The organism is Streptomyces sp. NBC_01465 (assembly GCF_036227325.1).
Classification (GTDB): Bacteria; Actinomycetota; Actinomycetes; order Streptomycetales; family Streptomycetaceae; genus Streptomyces.
Genome location: NZ_CP109467.1, coordinates 4,598,983 through 4,615,836, shown reverse-complemented (window position 1 = coordinate 4,615,836; position 16,854 = coordinate 4,598,983). Strand labels below are relative to the sequence as shown.

Here is a 16,854-nt window from a genome sequence, read left to right as displayed (position 1 = left end):
CCACCCGGCCTGCGAGCCTCACTGACTCGGTCCAAGTTCTGTCACTCTCACCTGGAGAGTGCTAACGCCAATGATTAGCACTCGACCCATGCGAGTGCAAGCGGGTCTCCCACATCCACCCTGTCCCCCGTACGTCTCCCGGTACGCACGAAGGGCTCGCATCCCAGGTGGGATGCGAGCCCTTCGTGCGTGAGTGCTGAATGCGTCGCTGGTCGATCGCGCCGAGATCAGACGGCGAGCTTGACCATGTCCGCCTGCGGACCCTTCTGGCCCTGCGAGATCTCGAACTCCACTCGCTGACCTTCTTCAAGGGTGCGGTAACCGTCCATCTGGATCGCGCTGTAGTGGACGAAAACATCCGCACCACCGTCGACCGCGATGAAGCCGTACCCCTTCTCCGCGTTGAACCACTTGACGGTGCCCTGAGCCATGCCTAACTCCCCTATTACTGGCCCTTACACAGGACCCGCACTTCGCGGACCCGGGTCAGACCTTGCGCCGTAACGCGTCGACCGCGGCTGAATGTATCTGCCCAACTGCCGTCTGCAACAGGTCAATCGGACGAGAATTCTGTGCACGGCCGAACGGAAGAATGGGCGGATTCCCACAGATCACGGGGCAAGTCGGGCCAGGCAAAGGGCACTTACGGCGCGAAAGACTCGAACACTTTGCCCTCACCTTGTCGCGTTCTCATATGCACGTGGCACGGGCGACCAAGGGGGCTGCCCCAACTGTACCTCTCTTAACCCTGCAGAATTGCCCCCTCCGCTTCTATCGCGGAGAGGGCAACTGTGGTGACGCTGAGAGGTGTTGGGGCTGGATCAGCCTCCCGCGACCGCCGGGATGATCGAGACGCCGGCGCCGTCGGGGGTCGCCGCGTCCAGGCCGCCCTCGAAGCGGACGTCGTCGTCGTTCACGTACACGTTCACGAAGCGGCGCAGCTTGCCCTGGTCGTCCAGGACGCGGGCCGCGATGCCCGTGTGGTTCTTCTCCAGGTCGGCGATGACCTCGGCGAGGGTCGCGCCCTCCGCCGGGACCTCGGCCTGGCCGCCGGTGTACGTACGGAGAATGGTCGGGATACGGACCTTGACGCTCATACGAGGCCAGCCTCTCGGAAGGAATCCAGGGTGGGGCGGATGGTGGCGGAGAGACCCGTGGAGTCGGCGAGGCCGTCCAGGGTCTTGAGGCCGTCGCCGGTGTTGATGGCGACCGTGGTCTCGGCGGGGTCGATGAGACCGGCCTTCAGGAGCTTGCGCAGGACGGCGAAGGTGGTGCCGCCGGCCGTCTCCGCGAAGACGCCCTCCGTACGCGCGAGGAGCTTGATCGCGTCGACGATCTCGGGGTCGGTGACGTCCTCGACCGCACCGCCCGTGCGGCGCGCGATGTCGATGACGTACGGGCCGTCGGCCGGGTTCCCGATCGCGATCGACTTGGCGATGGTGTCCGGCTTCACCGGGCGGATCACGTCATGACCGGCCTTGTACGCGGCCGAGACCGGGTCGCAGCCCTTCGCCTGGGCACCGAAGATCTTGTACGGCTTGTCCTCGACGAGGCCGAGCTTGATCAGCTCCTGCAGACCCTTGTCGATCTTCGTCAGCTGGGATCCGGAACCGATCGGGATGATCAGGTTGTCCGGGAGCTTCCAGCCGAGCTGCTCGCAGATCTCGTAGGCGAGGGTCTTCGAACCCTCGCCGTAGTACGGGCGCAGGTTGATGTTGGTGAAGCCCCAGCCCTCGCCGGCCGGGTCGCCGATGAGCTCCGAGCAGAAGCGGTTGACGTCGTCGTAGTTGCCCTCGATGCCGACCAGCTCGCCGCCGTAGACCGCGGCGGTGATGATCTTCGCGGGCTCCAGATCGTGCGGGATGAAGACGCAGGACTTGAGGCCTGCGCGTACGGCCGCGGCGCCCACCGCACCGGCCAGGTTGCCGGTGGAGGAGCAGGAGAGGGTCGTGAAGCCGAAGGCGCGGGCGGCCTCGACGGCGATCGCGACGACGCGGTCCTTGAAGGAGTGCGTCGGGTTGCCGGAGTCGTCCTTGACGTACAGGCCGCCGGTGACGCCGAGCTCGGCGGCCAGGCGGTCGGCCTTGATCAGCTTGGTGAAGCCGGGCTCGAGGTTCGGCTTGGTGGCCACGTCGGCGGGGACGGGCAGCAGGGGCGCGTAACGCCAGATGTTGTTGGGGCCCGCCTCGATCTGCTTGCGCAGACCTTCGGGGTCGCCGCTCGGGAGGTCGTACGCCACTTCGAGCGGCCCGAAACACTCGGCGCAGACGAAGCTGGGGCCCAGGGGGAAGCGTGCGGAGCATTCGCGGCAGGAAAGTGCGGCGGCGGGTCCGAGATCGACGGACGGTGCGGCGGTTACGGCTTCAACTGTCTCTACAGCCATGATGGCGAGGCCCTTTCTCCTCATCTTCCTCACGGCGCAGTTCGCCGCAAGACGGAATTGGCACCGTCCCCACCTGACCTCGCGGTCGGCGGGATGGTTGCCGGGACTTCAACGGGCCGTTCCCTCAGTCCCTCTGGATGAGCGCTATGACCACAGGCCCCAGGGCCCGGGTGTTTGTCCGCGCGGTGACCCCGACATGCGACAGTCATCCGCGTTGTTCAAGACTGTAACCGAAGCCCCGGATCGTGGAGAGGGCCCGTCCGAACCGCGAGATGGCCGCTACCAAGGAGAGACACCCGTGCTGGATGAGGTGGAGCGCTGGCTGAGCAGGCGTTCCTGGGCTGCCGCCGATCGCCCGCTGGAGCGCCTGGTGGCCGCCAAACGTGAGAAACACGGCACCTCGGTGAGCGTCGTCCTGCCCGCGCTGAACGAGGAGGAGACGGTCGGGGAGATCGTCTCGGTCATCCGCCGCGAGCTGATGTCCGCCTCCGTGCCCCTCGTCGACGAGCTCGTGGTGATCGACTCCGGCTCCACGGACCGCACCGCCGAGGTCGCGGAGGCGGCCGGTGCGCGGGTGGTGCACCGGGACTCGATCCTGCCCCGGATGCCCGCCCTGCCCGGCAAGGGCGAGGTCCTCTGGCGCTCACTCCTCGTCACCACCGGGGACATCGTCTGTTTCGTCGACGCCGATCTGAAGGACTTCTCGGCCGACTTCGTCTCGGGCATCGTCGGCCCGCTCCTCACCGACCCCGAGGTCCAGCTCGTCAAGGCGATGTACGACCGACCGCTCGGCGATGCAGCAGGTCAGGGCGGTCGCGTCACGGAGCTCGTGGCCCGCCCGCTGCTCAATCTGCACTGGCCGCAGCTGGCCGGTTTCGTCCAGCCGCTCGGCGGCGAGTACGCGGCCCGCCGCACGCTCCTGGAGCAGCTGCCCTTCCCCGTCGGTTACGGAGTGGAGCTGGGGCTGCTCGTCGACGCGCTGCACACGGTGGGTCTGGACGCGCTGGCCCAGGTCGACGTGGGCGTACGGAAACATCGCCACCAGGACGGCCGGGCGCTCGGCCGGATGGCGGCGGCGATCTACCGGACCGCCCAACTCCGGCTCTCCCGCGGGCACTTGGTGCGGCCGTCGCTGACGCAGTTCGAGCGGGGCGAGAACGGCTTCGTGCCCCGGACCTATGCGGTGGACACGGAGGAGCGGCCGCCAATGCGCGAAATCAGTGAATACGCGGCGCGGCGCGCGGCCTAATCGTACAATTTCACCCGAATTGCATAAATTGCGCGGCATGAGTCTCAGACATCGCTGGGGTGCCCGCATTCTCGCGGGTCTGCTCCTCGCCACCGTCATCGCTCCCACCACGTCCGCTTCGGCCGACGTGATCGAGCCCTTCGGCAAGCGCTACGACGAAGCGCTCTACGGCGACTTCGTCACGGTCGGCAACGCGGTCCTCGGCTGCCCGACCGCCCCGCCGGCCGACGTCACGGACTGCGCGGAGACCCAGGCCGGCGGCGGCACCAAGAACAACAACAACTACGTCGAGCAGCGCATCGACGCGGCGGGGATGGGCACGGCCACCGGAACGTCCAGCACCGCGTCGCTGACGATTCCCCCCGGCGCCAAGGTCGCGTACGCGCGGCTCTTCTGGGGCGGCAACAACGGGAAGTATCGATTCGGCAGAAACCTCCTGCAGCGGTGCGACGTGTCCGGCGCGAACGTCACCCGCGCCCCCGGTGAGCCGCTCACCACCCAGCCCGTCATCTCGGTGGGCGGCGGCGCGCAGGCCGACGTCCCGCTCGAAGACATGGTCGAGGACCCGCCGACCACCAGCGGCCCGCAGTACTACACCGGTGAGGGCGAGGTGACCTCCGCCTTCGCGGGCGTCACCACCGGCTCCCCCGTCTCCATCGCCGTCGGCAACGTCTGGGCGCCCGACGGCCTCGGCTGCGTCGGCGGCTGGTCGATCACGGTCGTCTACAAGTACGACGCCCCGAACGCCACCTACGCCCCGGACCGCCAGAACGTCTACATCTACGGCGGCCACGTCCTGCAGCGCTCCACCAGCCCCGACACCACGGTCACCGTGGACGGCTTCTACAACTCGGGGGACGGGCAGCCGCGCGTGAGCATGACCGCGTACGAGGGCGACCTGAACACCCCGGGCGACCAGTTCCGGGTCAACGGAACGAACATCACCAACCCGCACACCGGCTCCACCAACAACTTCTTCAGCAGCAACGCACACGGTTCGGAGACCCCGAACCACTCCAACAACCTGAGCATCGACGTCCACCAGCTGGAGCTGCCCACCGGCACCATCCCCGCCGGTGCCACCTCGGCCGATCTCACGTTCAGGACGCGGGGCGACACCTATGTCGTCTCGCAGCTGGCGCTCTCCGTGCCGGTGCCCGACCTGGAGATCACGAAGTCGGCCACGCCGACGAAGGTGGAACCCGGCGACACGGTGACGTACACGCTGACGGCCAAGAACATCAGCAAGCTCAGCTATCCGAACGCCAAGCTCGCCGACGATCTCACCGAGCTCCTCGACGACACGACGTTCGACGGTGACGTGCAGGCGAGCATCGGCACGGCGACGTATGCCGCGCCGAAGATCTCGTGGACCGGGGACGTGCCCGTGGGCGCGACCGCGACGATCACGTACAAGGTCGTCATCAACAAGCCGCTGACCGGTGACGGGAAGCTGACCAACAACGTCATCGCCGACTCGCCCCGCACCAACTGCGAGGACGGCAGCACGGACCCGGCGTGCGGGTTCGAGCCGGTGCTGGAGCCGGACCCGACTCCGACGCCGACGCCCACGCCCACCCCGACGCCGACTCCCACGCCGACGCCCACCCCGACTCCGACGCCGACCACCACCACGCAGCCGCGCCCCGTCCCGCCGGGCCCGAACCCGCCCAGCGGCCCGGAGCTGGCCGACACCGGCAGCGACTCGCAGACCCTGCTCTTCTCCGGGCTCGCGGTCGTCCTGTGCGGCCTCGGCGCACTCGTCATGGCAGCCGTCCGGAGCCGCCGCGAGTAACCCCTGACAGCTGATGTCGTACGGCCGGACTCCCACGCGGAGTCCGGCCGTACGTTTGAGCGTTTACGCGACGGGCTAGGTTCGCGTCATGGCCAATCAGCACGGTGCCCAGGTCCTCGTCGCCTCCAACCGGGGCCCCGTCTCCTACACGCGTCGCGACGACGGTTCGCTCGACGCCCGGCGCGGCGGGGGCGGGCTCGTCTCCGGGCTCAGCGCCGTCGACGACAAACTCTGGGTGTGCGCGGCGCTCGGCGACGGCGACCGCGAGGCGGTACGGCGCGGGGTGGGCGAGGCCGGGGTGCGGATGCTGGACATCGACCCGGCCGTGCATGCGGCCGCGTACAACGACATCGCCAACTCGGTGCTCTGGTTCGTGCACCACATGCTCTACCAGACGCCGCTGGAGCCGGTCTTCGACGCGGAGTTCCGCAGCCGGTGGGAGGCGTACCGCGCGTACAACCAGGCCTTCGCGGAGGCGCTCGCCGAGGAGGCGGGCGAGGGGGCGGCGGTGCTGGTGCAGGACTACCACCTGGCGCTGGTGCCGGGGATGCTGCGCGAGCTGCGCCCCGACGTACGGATCGGCCACTTCTCGCACACCCCGTGGGCGCCGGTCGACTACTTCCGGATGCTCCCCGACGCGATCGCCGACGAGCTCCTGACCGGGATGCTCGGCGCGGACCGCCTCGGCTTCCTGACGCGCCGCTGGGCGGACGCCTTCGAGGCGTGCGCGGCCGGCCGGCTCGGGTCCACGGAGGTCTCCGTGTACGGACTCGGGGCCGACGCCGACTTCCTGCGGGCGCGGTCGCGGGAGGCGGACGTGGAGGAGCGGATGGCGGCGCTGCGGGAGCAGGTGGGCGCGGGGCGGAAGACGATCGTGCGCGTGGACCGCACGGAGCTGTCGAAGAACATCGTGCGCGGGATGCACGCGTACCGGGAGCTGCTCGACACGCGTCCGGAGTGGCGGGAGCGGGTGGTGCACGTGGCGTTCGCGTACCCGTCGCGGCAGGACCTGGCGGTGTACCGGGAGTACACGGCGGAGGTGCAGCGGACCGCGGATGCCATCAACTCGGCGTACGGAACGCCGGATTGGACCCCCGTGGTCCTGCACGTGAAGGACGACTTCGCGCGCTCGCTGGCCGCGTACCGCCTCGCGGACGTGGCGCTGGTCAACCCGATCAGGGACGGCATGAACCTGGTGGCCAAGGAGGTCCCGGTCGTCTCGGACGACGGCTGCGCGCTGGTCCTGTCCCGGGAGGCGGGGGCCTGGGAGGAGCTGTCCGAGGACGCGATCACGGTGAACCCGTACGACGTGACGGGCACGGCGGACGGGCTCCACGAGGCGCTGACGATGCCGGAGGACGAGCGCGCGGAGCGCACGAAGCGACTGGCGGTGGCGGCGACGGCGCTGCCGCCGCAGCAGTGGTTCCTGGAGCAACTGGGCGATCTGCGCGCCTAGTTACCGGTCATCGATTGCGGCAGCCGTTGCTCAGGGGCTCGAAGGAGATCTTCTTGCCCTCGTCGATGCCGGTCGCCCGGCGGTAGTCGCCCGAGGAGACCTCGTACCAGACGTCGTCCTGCTTGGCCTTGCCGTTGACGTTGTCGAGCTCGACGCACCAGCGGGCCTGGCGCAGGACGCGGTTGTACGTCTCGGTGCCGTGCTGGACCTTCTTGCAGTCCTGGACGGTCTCGTTGGTGTACCAGGTGCGCGTCTTGCGCTTCTTGCCGCTGCCGCTCCTGGAGGTGTGCTTGACCCGCCGGGTGTGGCTGCCGCTGCACTCCTTCACCATGTGCGGGCGGGTGGCGCGGGTGGTCTGCTGCGCGGTGTGGCGGAGGTCGTCGCGGAGGCCGGTGACGGTGTAGTCGTCGGACCCGGAGCTGCTTCCGGACGCGCCGGAACTTCCTCCACAGCCTGTGAGCAGGGCGGCAAGGGCTACGGCGGCGAGAACGGCGGGTACGGGTCGCATAAGGCAGTGATCGTACGACGCCGTCATCACCCCTCGGCGACCGCCTCCGCGAGCGCGGCCAGGAAGCCGACGACGGCGGCGGGCCCGGGGACCAACAGGTCGGCGCGCGAGGCGAGTTCGGGCACCTCGTTGCTGCCACTGCAGACGAGCAGCCCCGGAAGGCCGTCGGACCGGAGCTTCTCGACGGCGGCGAAAGCGGGGAGGTCACCGAGGTCGTCACCGGCGTAGAGCACGGCTTCGGCGCCGACTTCGCGTACGTACTCCCCCAGCGCGACCCCCTTGTCCATGCCGGGCGGCCGCAGCTCCAGGACCATGCGCCCGGGCTCGACGATCAGCCCGTGGCGGGCGGCGAGCTCGCCGAGGGGTGTGCGGAGGGCGTCGAAGGCGGCCTGCGGATCGGAAGCGCGTCGCGTGTGTACGGCGAGGGCCTGCCCCTTCTCCTCGATCCAGGTACCGCGCCACGCCCCGAACTCCTCCAGCACACCGGGGAGTTCGGCCCGTGCGGCGGCGACGCCCGGATGCGGGGCGGGGGCGCTCACGGTCCCGGTGACGGCGTCCCACCGCTCGGCCCCGTAGTGCCCGAGCACGGTGAGGTGCTCCAGACCGGGAACCCGGGCGAAGCCCCCGTACCGTACGGCGACTCCGGCCGGCCGCCCGGTGACGACGGCGACGGAGGCCACGCACGGCGCGAGCGCGGCGAGCGCGGGGACGGCGCCGGGGTGGGCGCGGGCCTGTTCGGGGTCGGGGACGATCTCGGCCAGGGTCCCGTCGAAGTCGAGCGCGACGACGGCCTTCTGCGGGGCGGAGAGAATCGCGGCCAGGCCTTCACGGCCTGCGGCGGTACCTGGGACCGGAAGGGTGTGCGAGTGGCTGCCCATGGCCCGACCCTATCCGGACCCGCAGCGGCCCGGCACGGCCGCGGCCGGCGACGAGGCGGAGCTGCCTCGCCACCGGCCGACCGGTGTTACTTGAACAGGTCGCCGAACGACGGCAGCGCCGGCAGCTTGTTGCCGCCCGGCAGGTTGTTCAGGTCGAGCTTGCCGAGGTCGAGCGTCTTGAGGTCCAGCGGCTTGGCCAGGGCCGTGATGGAGGCGCCCAGGTTGCCGACGGTGAGGACGTTCTGGATCGCCAGCGCCACACCGAGCGCGGCGGCGGGCAGCTGACCGACGCCCGCCGGTCCGGCCGCGACCACCTGCAGGAGGGCGTCGGCCTGGACCTTGAGGGACGCGAGCGCCTCGGCGAGGATCCCGCCGGCGTCCGCGGGCGCCGCGGTCAGCGCCCGGTCGAAGTCGGCCCGGTAGGCCGCCTCGTCGACCGGACCCTGCTGGGCGTCGCCGACCAGCCGGTCGGCGGTGCTGAGCACGGAGCGCAGCGCGTCCTTGTACGCCTCCTTCTCGGAGGCGGAGAAGGAGGCGGCGCTCGCCGGGTGCAGTACGGCGGGGGCGCCGGAGGCAGCGGCGGCGCCGGAGACTCCGACGACGAGGGCACCGGCGAGGGCCGCGGCAACCAGCGCGGCGGCAGGCTTGTGCAGGTTCATGTGCAGGGTCCTCTTCCATGGTGATGGGGATGGAGGCGGGTCGACCCTGCTTGACAGTCTGTGACGAGATGTAACGGTCCGCAACGCGACAGCGGGCGGCGGCCTGCACCCCGGCCCCGACGACCCGCCCCGGCGCCTACCTGCTCCCGCGCCTCGCGTCGCGGACCCGGCGCAGGCGGTTCACCGTCACCGGGTCGTGGGCCAGGGCCCGTTCGTCGTCCAGCAGGGCGTTCAGGAGCTGGTAGTAGCGCGTCGGGGAGATGCCCAGGCGCTCCCTTATGGCCCGCTCCTTCGCGCCGGGGCCGGGCCACGACTCCCGTTCCACCGCGAGGACGGACTCCACCTCGTCGTCTCGGTCTCCGGTCATGCCCGTCAACGTACTCCCGACTCCGCCGCGCTATTCCGCGTTCTGCGCGGTCGTCGCCGTCGTCTGGAGCTGGCTCAGGATCGTCGCCGGCTGACTCGTGGGCGACACCGCCTTGCCGATGTTCTTCTTCACCGCGTCGGCCACCGTCGGCCAGGACGTCTTGTCGACCGGGGGCAGCTGCGAGGTGGGCAGAGCGTTCAGGAAGGCCTTGAGGTACTTGTACTTGGGGTCGTCGGCCATCGTCTCCGAGGCGGAGGTGGTGGCCGGGAGCAGGTCGTACTGGCCCGTGAAGTCCAGGACGTTCTTATCGCTGAAGACGTCGTCGAGGAACTTGCCGATCTCCGCCCGGTGACCGTTCTGCTTGAAGCCCATGATCCAGTCGGCGACGCCCATGGTCGACTTGGTCGGACCGTCGGCTCCCGGCATCGGCACCATCCCGAGGTCGATGCCCTTGGCCTTCGCCTGCTTCACCAGTGTGGGGTGGCCGTTGAGCATGCCGACCTGGCCGTTGATGAACGCCTTGTACGCCACGGCGCGGTTGAGCTTGCCGGGGGCGGTCGGGCCGGTCAGGCCCGCGCCCACCAGGTTGTTCTTCAGCCAGGTGAAGGTCTTGATGTTGGGCGCGGAGTCGATCGTGTACGTACCGACGCTGTCCGTGTAGTTGTCGCCGCCGCTGAGCAGCCACTGCATGGTCTCGGCCTGCGCCTCTTCGGTGCCGAGCGGCAGCGCGTAGGGGAACTTCACGCCCTTCTGCTTCAGCAGCTTGGCGTCCGTCTTGAGCTCGTCCCAGGACGTCGGCGCCTTGGATATGCCCGCGTTGCCGAACAGTGCCTTGTTGTAGAAGAGCAGCCGGGTGGAGGCCACAAAAGGCATTCCGTACTGGGTGCGGTTCTGCTCGCCCGCGTCCGTCAGGTTGGAGAGGAAATTCGCCTGGACCGGGATGGAGAGAAGATCGTCGGCGCTGTAGAGCTTGCCCTGGGACGCGTAGTCGGAGTAGGCGCCGATCTGCGCGATGTCGGGGGCGTTGCCCGCCTTGACCATCTCGGCGACCTTGGCGTCGACGACCGTCCAGGAGTAGACCGTGACGTCGATCTTGATGCCCGGGTTCTTCGCCTCGAAGGCGGAGGCCACCTTGTCCCAGTACTGCTTCGTGCTGGGGCCGTCGTTCGGGTCGTAGTTGGCCGCGACCACCTTCAGGGTGACGTCACCGGATCCCGTACCGACACCGCAGCCCGCCAGCGTCACCGTCATGCCGAGCGCGGCAACAGCCGCCGTCAGACCCACAAAGCGCCGCTGCACCACAGCTCTTTCCCACCCTTAAAGTTCCAGTCGGTCCCCCGTGACGTCCTGTCGCAATGAGCTGCGATTTTCCCTCACGGCAAGCTATGAGGTCTACACCACCCGCGTATCGCTTCTGCAACGCCCCCCTTGTTTGTATGGGAGCGCAACAATCCAGCACAGTGGACTAGACCTCTCCGGGGTCTACGGGCCACACTTGCCCGGTGAGACATGTCATCGCCCTTGATGTGGGCGGCACCGGTATGAAGGCCGCCCTGGTCGGGGTCGACGGCACCCTACTGCACACTGCCCGGAGGGCGACCGGCCGCGAGCGCGGGCCCGAGGCGGTGGTCGAGTCGATCCTCGCCTTCGCCGAGGACCTGCGGGCGTACGGCAAGGAGCACTACGGCGAGACCGCGGCGGCGGCGGGCGTCGCCGTCCCCGGCATCGTCGACACCGAGAACGGCATCGCGGCCTACGCGGCCAACCTCGGCTGGCGCGACGTCCCCATGCGGGACCTGCTCTCGGCCCGCCTCGGCGACGTACCCGTGGCGCTCGGCCACGACGTGCGCACCGGCGGCCTCGCCGAGGGGCGCATCGGGGCGGGCAACGGCGCCGACCGGTTCCTCTTCCTGCCGCTCGGCACGGGGATAGCCGGAGCCATCGGCATCGACGGGCGCATCGAGGCCGGCGCGCACGGTTTCGCGGGCGAGATCGGCCATGTGGTCGTACGGCAGGGAGGCGTGCCCTGCAGCTGCGGACAGTACGGCTGCCTGGAGCGGTACGCCTCCGCATCGGCCGTCTCCATCGCCTGGGCCGAGGCCTCCGGCGACCCCGACGCGGACGCCGCCGACTGCGCCAAGGCCGTCGAATCCGGTGATCCGAAGGCCGTCGAGGTCTGGCAGAACGCGGTCGACGCGCTCGCCGACGGCCTCGTCACCGCGCTCACCCTGCTGGACCCCAGGACCCTGATCATCGGTGGCGGACTCGCCGAGGCCGGGGAAACCTTGTTCGTACCCCTGAGGGCGGCCGTCGAGGAACGCGTGACGTTCCAGAAGCTGCCCCACATCGTGCCGGCGGCCCTCGGGGACACCGCCGGATGCCTGGGCGCAGGGCTGCTCGCCTGGGATCTTCTCTCCACGGACTCCACGGAGGTATCCGCCTGATGGCCGCTGAAAAGGTTCTCTCCGGGGCTCGCGTCGTACTGCCGACCGGGACGGTCGACGGCGGGCGGGTCATCGTCGACGGCACCCGTATCGCGGGCGCGGCCCCCGAGGGCGCCGAGACCATCGACCTGACCGGGCACTGGATCGTCCCCGGCTTCGTCGACATGCACGTCCACGGCGGCGGCGGAGCGTCCTTCACCTCGGGCACCCCGGAGGACGTGCTCAAGGGCGTCCAGACGCACCGCGAGCACGGCACCACGACCATCGTGGCCTCGACCGTGACCGGCGAGATGGACTTCCTGGCCGCACGGGCCGGGCTGCTCTCCGAGATCGTCGAGCAGGGCGACCTGGCGGGCATCCACTTCGAGGGCCCGTTCATCTCCCCCTGCCGCAAGGGAGCGCACAGCGAGGCGCTGCTGCGCGACCCCGACCCGGCCGACGTGCGCAAGCTCATGGACGCGGCGCGGGGCACGGCGAAGATGTTCACGCTGGCCACGGAGATGCGCGGCGGCCTCGACTCGGTGCGGATGCTCGCCGAGAACGGTGTCATCGCGGCCATCGGCCACACCGATGCCACGTACGAGCAGACGGTGGAGGCCATCGACGCGGGCGCCACCGTCGCCACGCACCTCTTCAACGCGATGCCCCCGCTGGGCCACCGCGAGCCCGGTCCGATCGCCGCCCTCCTGGAGGACGAGCGCGTCACGATCGAGCTCATCAACGACGGCACGCACCTGCACCCGGCCTCGCTGGAGCTGGCGTACCGCACGGCGGGCTCCTCGCGCGTCGCCTTCATCACGGACGCGATGGACGCGGCGGGCTTCGGCGACGGGATCTACCACCTCGGTCCGCTGGAGGTCGAGGTCAAGGACGGCGTCGCACGGCTGGTGGAGGGCGGCTCGATCGCGGGCTCGACGCTGACGCTGGACACCGCCTTCAAGCGCGCGGTGACGGTCGACAAGCTGCCGGTCGAGGACGTCGTACGGTCGATTTCGGCCAACCCCGCACGGCTGCTCGGCGTCGACGACAAGGTCGGCTCGCTGGAGCCGGGCAAGGACGCGGACCTCGTCGTGCTCGACGCGGAGTTCAATCTGGTCGGTGTCATGCGCAAGGGCGAATGGGTGATTGACCCCAAGTAGTCCGAATTGAGCGTTAGTTGGACGGAAAGCGGTTGCCCCGGAGGACTGGGACAACCGCTTCCGCTTTGACATGATCAGTTGCGTGATTCTCACCGTCACCCTGAACACCGCACTCGACATCACCTACCGCGTCCCGGCCCTGGTCCCGCACGCGAGCCACCGCGTGGAAGCCGTCACAGAGCGCGCGGGCGGCAAGGGGCTCAACGTGGCCCGGGTGCTGGCCGCGCTCGGCCACGAGGCGGTCGTCACCGGCTTCGCGGGCGGCACCACGGGCGAGACGCTGCGGTCCCTGCTGGCCGCCGCCCCCGTGACCGACGCGCTCGTCCACTCCAGCGGGACGACCCGGCGCACCATCGCCGTCGTGGACGCGGCGACCGGCGACACGACGCAGCTCAACGAGGCCGGGCCGCTGATCTCCGCCACGGAGTGGGAGATCTTCCAGACCCGGTACGAGACGCTGCTGCGCAGCGTCTCGGCGGTCGCCCTGTGCGGCTCGCTGCCGCCGGGGGTGCCGGTCGGTGCGTACGCCCAACTCGTCCGCACGGCCCGCACGGCGGGCGTCCCCGTCCTCCTGGACACCAGCGGCGAACCCCTGCGCCGGGGCATTGCGGCCCGCCCCGACCTGGTCAAGCCCAACGCGGACGAACTGGCCCAACTGACGGGATCGCGCGACCCGTTGCGCGCCACGAGCGACGCACGCCGACGGGGCGCCCGTACGGTGGTCGCCTCGCTGGGGGCGGAGGGCATGCTGGCCGCCACCCCGGAGGGCAGCTGGCAGGCGCTGCCGCCGGCGCGGCTGGAGGGGAATCCGACGGGGGCCGGCGACTCGGCGGTGGCGGGGCTGCTGTCGGGGGTCGTGGAGCAACTGCCGTGGCCGGAGCGGCTGTCGAGGGCGGTGGCGCTTTCGGCGGCGACGGTGGTGGCGCCGGTGGCCGGGGAATTCGACCGGAAAACGTACGAGGACCTGCTCCCTCAGGTGCAGGTCCTCGACGCGGTGTCCGGTGGGGTCACTTCTTCGTGATCGCCAGCCAGTCGAGGATGGCGTTGCACTGATTGCCCTGCTCGCAGGAGATCTTGATGGTGTTCTCGCCCTGCTTGAGGTTCACCGGCGCCCAGGTGGTCTGCCAGTTCTTCGCCCAGTCGGTGTCCGAGGACTTTATGAAGTTCTTCAGGCCCAGGGGCGAGTTGTTGGCCTTGTCGTTGACCGTCAGGGTGGCATTGGCGTCCACGGCCGGGATCGCGTACCGGACGGACAGCTTGTACTCGCCCGCCTGCTCGACGTTCGCCTGCCAGGTGACCGAGGAGCCCACCGCGTTGAAGCCGTTGATGTACGTGCCACCGGGGCCCTGCGCGCCCGTCACCGTCTTGTCGGTGATCGCGCCGCCGCCGAGCTGGAGCGTGGCCGCGTCCTGCTTCGGCAGCTTGGCCTCGGGGGACTCAGACGCGGGGTCGCTCGGCTTCACGGACTGGCCCGCGCCCGCGGAGCTCGTGCTGCCCGCGCCCGCCTTGTTGTCCTTGGTGTCGTCGCCGCCGTTCATCAGCGCGACCGTGATGCCGATCACCACGACCGCGACCACCGCGACCGCGCCGATCAGGATGCCCTTGTGGTTCGGGCCCCGGCCGCCGTCGTCGTAGTCATCCTGGTAGCGCGGCTGCTGCGGCGGGGCGCCGTTGCCGTACGTCTCCGGGGCCGCGTACTGCGCGGTCGGCTGTGTGTACTGCTGCTGGGGCTGCTGGCCGTAGCCCTGCTGCTGGGGCTGCTGGGGCTGCTGCGGCTGGCCGTACTGGCGCTCGCCGACCGTGCGGACCTGGTTGTACGAGGTCCGGGGCACCCCCGGCTGCTGCTGCCCGCCCGCGGACGGGCCCGGGTAGCCGTAGCCGCCGCCACCTGGCGGCGGGACGGCGCCTGCCGCACGGCCGTCCTCGTACAGGTAGCCGAACGGATCGTCGTCCTCGGGCGTGCTCATCCCTAGTACTCCTCACACATCGCTGACCCGGGGGAGCCTACCCCGTACGGATTAACCCGCCCGACGATGCACCTTGGCCCGGGAGCGCTTCTCCACATACATCCGCTGGTCAGCGGAGCGCAATACCTCTTCCACGGACATTCCGCACTCGGCCCATCCGATGCCGAAACTCGCCCCGACCCGGACCGCGCGCCCGTCCACCCGGATCGGCGGAATGATCGCGTTCCGCAGCCGGACCGCCAGGTCCGCCGCGTCCGCCGCGCCCAGGCCGTCCGCGAGGACCACGAACTCGTCGCCGCCGAGGCGGGCCACCGTGTCGCCGTCGCGCACGCCCGTCGTCAGGCGCCGGGCGACCTCGATGAGGACCGCGTCGCCCGTGTGGTGGCCGAAGCGGTCGTTGATGGACTTGAAGCCGTCGAGGTCGCAGAAGAGGACCGCGAGCCCCTTCGTGCCGTCGTCGGGGAGGCCGGTGGAGGGCGCGACCGTGTGGACGTGGTGGTCGTACGGTCCCGAGCCCGCCGGGCCCGTCCCGAAGTCGAAGCCCAGCTCGTGCCGGTGGGCGGCCTCGCCGCCCCCTTCGTACGCCGCGTCCAGCGCCTCTATGGCCGTCTCGCGCACCGCATACGGCCGCGCGCAGAGGCGGGAGCTCAGCCGCGAGCGCAGCTCGGCGCTGTTGGGCAGGCCCGTCAGCGCGTCGTGCGAGGCGCGGTGGGCCAGGTGCAGCTCGTGGCGCTTGCGCTCCTCTATGTCCTCGACGTGGGTGAGGAGGAAGCGCGGGCCGTCGGCGGTGTCGGCGACCACGGAGTTGCGGAGCGAGACCCAGACGTACGTCCCGTCGCGCCGCCCGAGCCGCAGCTCGGCGCGGCCGCCCTCGGCGGAGGTGCGCAGCAGTGTGCCGACGTCCTCGGGGTGCACGAGGTCGGCGAAGGAGTAGCGGCGCATCGCGGCGGCGGGACGGGCCAGGAGGCGGCAGAGCGCGTCGTTGGTGCGGAGGATGCGGCCGTGCTGGTCGCCGCCCATCTCCGCGATGGCCATGCCGCTCGGTGCGTACTCGAAGGCCTGCCGGAAGGATTCCTCGCTGGCGCGCAGGGCCTGCTGCTCGCGCTCCAGGCGCACCAGGGCGCGCTGCATGTTGGCGCGCAGCCGGGCGTTGGAGATGGCGATGGCGGCCTGCGAGGCGTACATCTGCAGCGCCTCCTGGCCCCAGGGTCCTGGCCGGCGGCCGCCGCGCGGGCGGTCGACGGAGATGACACCGAGGAGCTCGCGGCCGCTCCCGGACGCGTACATGGGCGCGTACAGGCGGTCGCGCGGGTGCCACTCGTCCTCGAAGCGCGGCTCGGGACCGTCGGTGTGCCACTGCGGTACGTCGTCCTCGATGAGGACCCAGCCCTCGGTGTGCGGGATGAAGACGAGATCGCCCCAGGCCTCGCCCATCGCGAGCCTGCGCTCCCAGGAGGAGCGGGTGCCGACGCGTCCTGTGATCAGGGCCTCGGCGGCGGAGGATCCTGCGAAGGCGGCGACGACGAGGTCACCGTCGGGGCGGACGAGGTTGACGCAGGCCAGTTCGTATCCGAGTCCGGCGGTGATGCCGTCGGCGACGGTCTGCAGGGTGTCGGCCAGACTCCGCGCCGTGTTGAGGTCCGTGACGACCTGGTGGAGCTGCCGCAGGGTCGCCAGGCGAACGTACGGTTCCGACTCGGTCTCCATGACTGCTCGCACCCCCCGAGACCTCGACAGCAACTCCTGGGATCTGATCGACACTCTTGTTGCAGCTTCACGGCCACTGAATCACAGGGAGCTGTGCACCCGGTACACAGGGTCAACAAATATTGGCTTACGTGACTCAAGTCACATCAGGGGATGAAGGGTTTAGGGCGATGTGTGGGAGCGCTCCTTCGCTTTCTTGAACGCAAGTCAGCTCAGAAACGGCCGGAAATGAACGGGTCCTAGGACCTTGGACCGGTACCGGAGCCCGATGTGGCGGCACACCACCCGGCACTAGCGTTCCC

The 16,854-nt window shown here is 70.0% G+C and carries 16 protein-coding genes and 1 riboswitch; of the genes, 6 read left to right on the top strand and 10 right to left on the bottom strand.

The features are described from left to right. Positions 1–227: 227 nt before the first annotated feature. The 3 genes from OG707_RS21800 to thrC form a co-directional block, all read right to left on the bottom strand. Positions 228–431, bottom strand: a complete 204-nt coding sequence (locus tag OG707_RS21800; protein ID WP_005315736.1) for a cold-shock protein — start codon at positions 429–431, stop codon at positions 228–230. Positions 432–821: 390 nt separating this feature from the next. Further along, positions 822–1,097, bottom strand: coding sequence for a MoaD/ThiS family protein (locus tag OG707_RS21795; RefSeq protein ID WP_329120802.1), 276 nt, complete (start codon positions 1,095–1,097; stop codon positions 822–824). Next, positions 1,094–2,383, bottom strand: a complete 1,290-nt coding sequence (gene thrC / locus OG707_RS21790) for a threonine synthase (RefSeq protein ID WP_329120801.1) — start codon at positions 2,381–2,383, stop codon at positions 1,094–1,096. The genes OG707_RS21795 and thrC overlap by 4 nt, the downstream gene beginning before the upstream one ends. Before the next feature lie 17 nt (positions 2,384–2,400). Next, a riboswitch (SAM riboswitch) is annotated at positions 2,401–2,527 on the bottom strand. Positions 2,528–2,681: 154 nt separating this feature from the next. Between thrC and OG707_RS21785 the strand changes: the two genes are divergently transcribed. From OG707_RS21785 to OG707_RS21775, 3 genes are all read left to right on the top strand, one after another. Then, positions 2,682–3,632 (top strand): glucosyl-3-phosphoglycerate synthase, encoded by a 951-nt coding sequence (locus tag OG707_RS21785; RefSeq protein ID WP_329120799.1) that lies wholly within the window; start codon positions 2,682–2,684, stop codon positions 3,630–3,632. A 37-nt stretch (positions 3,633–3,669) separates the two neighbouring features. Beyond that, positions 3,670–5,427, top strand: coding sequence for a DUF7927 domain-containing protein (locus tag OG707_RS21780; RefSeq protein WP_329120797.1), 1,758 nt, complete (start codon positions 3,670–3,672; stop codon positions 5,425–5,427). Positions 5,428–5,515: 88 nt separating this feature from the next. Next, positions 5,516–6,883: an alpha,alpha-trehalose-phosphate synthase (UDP-forming) gene (locus tag OG707_RS21775; protein WP_329120795.1), complete on the top strand. Its 1,368-nt coding sequence runs from the start codon at positions 5,516–5,518 to the stop codon at positions 6,881–6,883. Between the two features lie 7 nt (positions 6,884–6,890). On the opposite strand, the gene OG707_RS21770 is transcribed toward OG707_RS21775, so the two are convergent. The 5 genes from OG707_RS21770 to OG707_RS21750 form a co-directional block, all read right to left on the bottom strand. Continuing rightward, positions 6,891–7,391 (bottom strand): hypothetical protein, encoded by a 501-nt coding sequence (locus OG707_RS21770; protein ID WP_329120793.1) that lies wholly within the window; start codon positions 7,389–7,391, stop codon positions 6,891–6,893. A 26-nt stretch (positions 7,392–7,417) separates the two neighbouring features. After that, positions 7,418–8,269, bottom strand: a complete 852-nt coding sequence (gene otsB, locus OG707_RS21765) for a trehalose-phosphatase (protein WP_329120791.1) — start codon at positions 8,267–8,269, stop codon at positions 7,418–7,420. 86 nt (positions 8,270–8,355) lie between these two features. After that, positions 8,356–8,928, bottom strand: a complete 573-nt coding sequence (locus OG707_RS21760; RefSeq protein ID WP_329120788.1) for a hypothetical protein — start codon at positions 8,926–8,928, stop codon at positions 8,356–8,358. A 136-nt stretch (positions 8,929–9,064) separates the two neighbouring features. After that, positions 9,065–9,295: a DUF3263 domain-containing protein gene (locus OG707_RS21755; protein WP_329120785.1), complete on the bottom strand. Its 231-nt coding sequence runs from the start codon at positions 9,293–9,295 to the stop codon at positions 9,065–9,067. A 30-nt stretch (positions 9,296–9,325) separates the two neighbouring features. Next, complete coding sequence (locus tag OG707_RS21750; protein WP_443071364.1) at positions 9,326–10,594, bottom strand: ABC transporter substrate-binding protein; 1,269 nt, start codon at positions 10,592–10,594, stop codon at positions 9,326–9,328. A 203-nt stretch (positions 10,595–10,797) separates the two neighbouring features. Between OG707_RS21750 and OG707_RS21745 the strand changes: the two genes are divergently transcribed. From OG707_RS21745 to OG707_RS21735, 3 genes are all read left to right on the top strand, one after another. Next, positions 10,798–11,739, top strand: coding sequence for an ROK family protein (locus tag OG707_RS21745; RefSeq protein ID WP_329120783.1), 942 nt, complete (start codon positions 10,798–10,800; stop codon positions 11,737–11,739). Beyond that, on the top strand, positions 11,739–12,878 hold the full coding sequence (nagA, locus tag OG707_RS21740; RefSeq protein ID WP_329120781.1) for an N-acetylglucosamine-6-phosphate deacetylase: 1,140 nt from the start codon (positions 11,739–11,741) through the stop codon (positions 12,876–12,878). Before OG707_RS21745 ends, nagA begins: the two co-directional genes overlap by 1 nt. Before the next feature lie 82 nt (positions 12,879–12,960). Continuing rightward, complete coding sequence (locus OG707_RS21735; protein ID WP_329120780.1) at positions 12,961–13,899, top strand: 1-phosphofructokinase family hexose kinase; 939 nt, start codon at positions 12,961–12,963, stop codon at positions 13,897–13,899. On the opposite strand, the gene OG707_RS21730 is transcribed toward OG707_RS21735, so the two are convergent. Both OG707_RS21730 and cdgB read right to left on the bottom strand, forming a co-directional pair. Beyond that, positions 13,886–14,845 carry a CBM35 domain-containing protein gene (locus tag OG707_RS21730; protein ID WP_329120777.1) on the bottom strand — a complete coding sequence of 320 codons (960 nt, stop codon included), beginning with the start codon at positions 14,843–14,845 and terminating at the stop codon, positions 13,886–13,888. The two genes, OG707_RS21735 and OG707_RS21730, sit on opposite strands and share 14 nt — an antisense overlap. Before the next feature lie 51 nt (positions 14,846–14,896). Next, positions 14,897–16,552 carry a diguanylate cyclase CdgB gene (gene cdgB / locus OG707_RS21725; protein ID WP_329120775.1) on the bottom strand — a complete coding sequence of 552 codons (1,656 nt, stop codon included), beginning with the start codon at positions 16,550–16,552 and terminating at the stop codon, positions 14,897–14,899. Positions 16,553–16,854 lie beyond the last annotated feature (302 nt).

Bases quoted from the DNA above. Each gene is read 5' to 3' on its own strand.
- OG707_RS21760 (WP_329120788.1), bottom strand. From the start codon at position 8,928: ATGAACCTGCACAAGCCTGCCGCCGCGCTGGTTGCCGCGGCCCTCGCC.
- cdgB (WP_329120775.1), bottom strand. From the start codon at position 16,552: ATGGAGACCGAGTCGGAACCGTACGTTCGCCTGGCGACCCTGCGGCAG.
- OG707_RS21770 (WP_329120793.1), bottom strand. From the start codon at position 7,391: ATGCGACCCGTACCCGCCGTTCTCGCCGCCGTAGCCCTTGCCGCCCTG.
- OG707_RS21800 (WP_005315736.1), bottom strand. From the start codon at position 431: ATGGCTCAGGGCACCGTCAAGTGGTTCAACGCGGAGAAGGGGTACGGC.
- OG707_RS21755 (WP_329120785.1), bottom strand. From the start codon at position 9,295: ATGACCGGAGACCGAGACGACGAGGTGGAGTCCGTCCTCGCGGTGGAA.
- thrC (WP_329120801.1), bottom strand. From the start codon at position 2,383: ATGGCTGTAGAGACAGTTGAAGCCGTAACCGCCGCACCGTCCGTCGAT.
- OG707_RS21780 (WP_329120797.1), top strand. From the start codon at position 3,670: ATGAGTCTCAGACATCGCTGGGGTGCCCGCATTCTCGCGGGTCTGCTC.
- OG707_RS21730 (WP_329120777.1), bottom strand. From the start codon at position 14,845: ATGAGCACGCCCGAGGACGACGATCCGTTCGGCTACCTGTACGAGGAC.
- OG707_RS21795 (WP_329120802.1), bottom strand. From the start codon at position 1,097: ATGAGCGTCAAGGTCCGTATCCCGACCATTCTCCGTACGTACACCGGC.
- nagA (WP_329120781.1), top strand. From the start codon at position 11,739: ATGGCCGCTGAAAAGGTTCTCTCCGGGGCTCGCGTCGTACTGCCGACC.
- OG707_RS21775 (WP_329120795.1), top strand. From the start codon at position 5,516: ATGGCCAATCAGCACGGTGCCCAGGTCCTCGTCGCCTCCAACCGGGGC.
- otsB (WP_329120791.1), bottom strand. From the start codon at position 8,269: ATGGGCAGCCACTCGCACACCCTTCCGGTCCCAGGTACCGCCGCAGGC.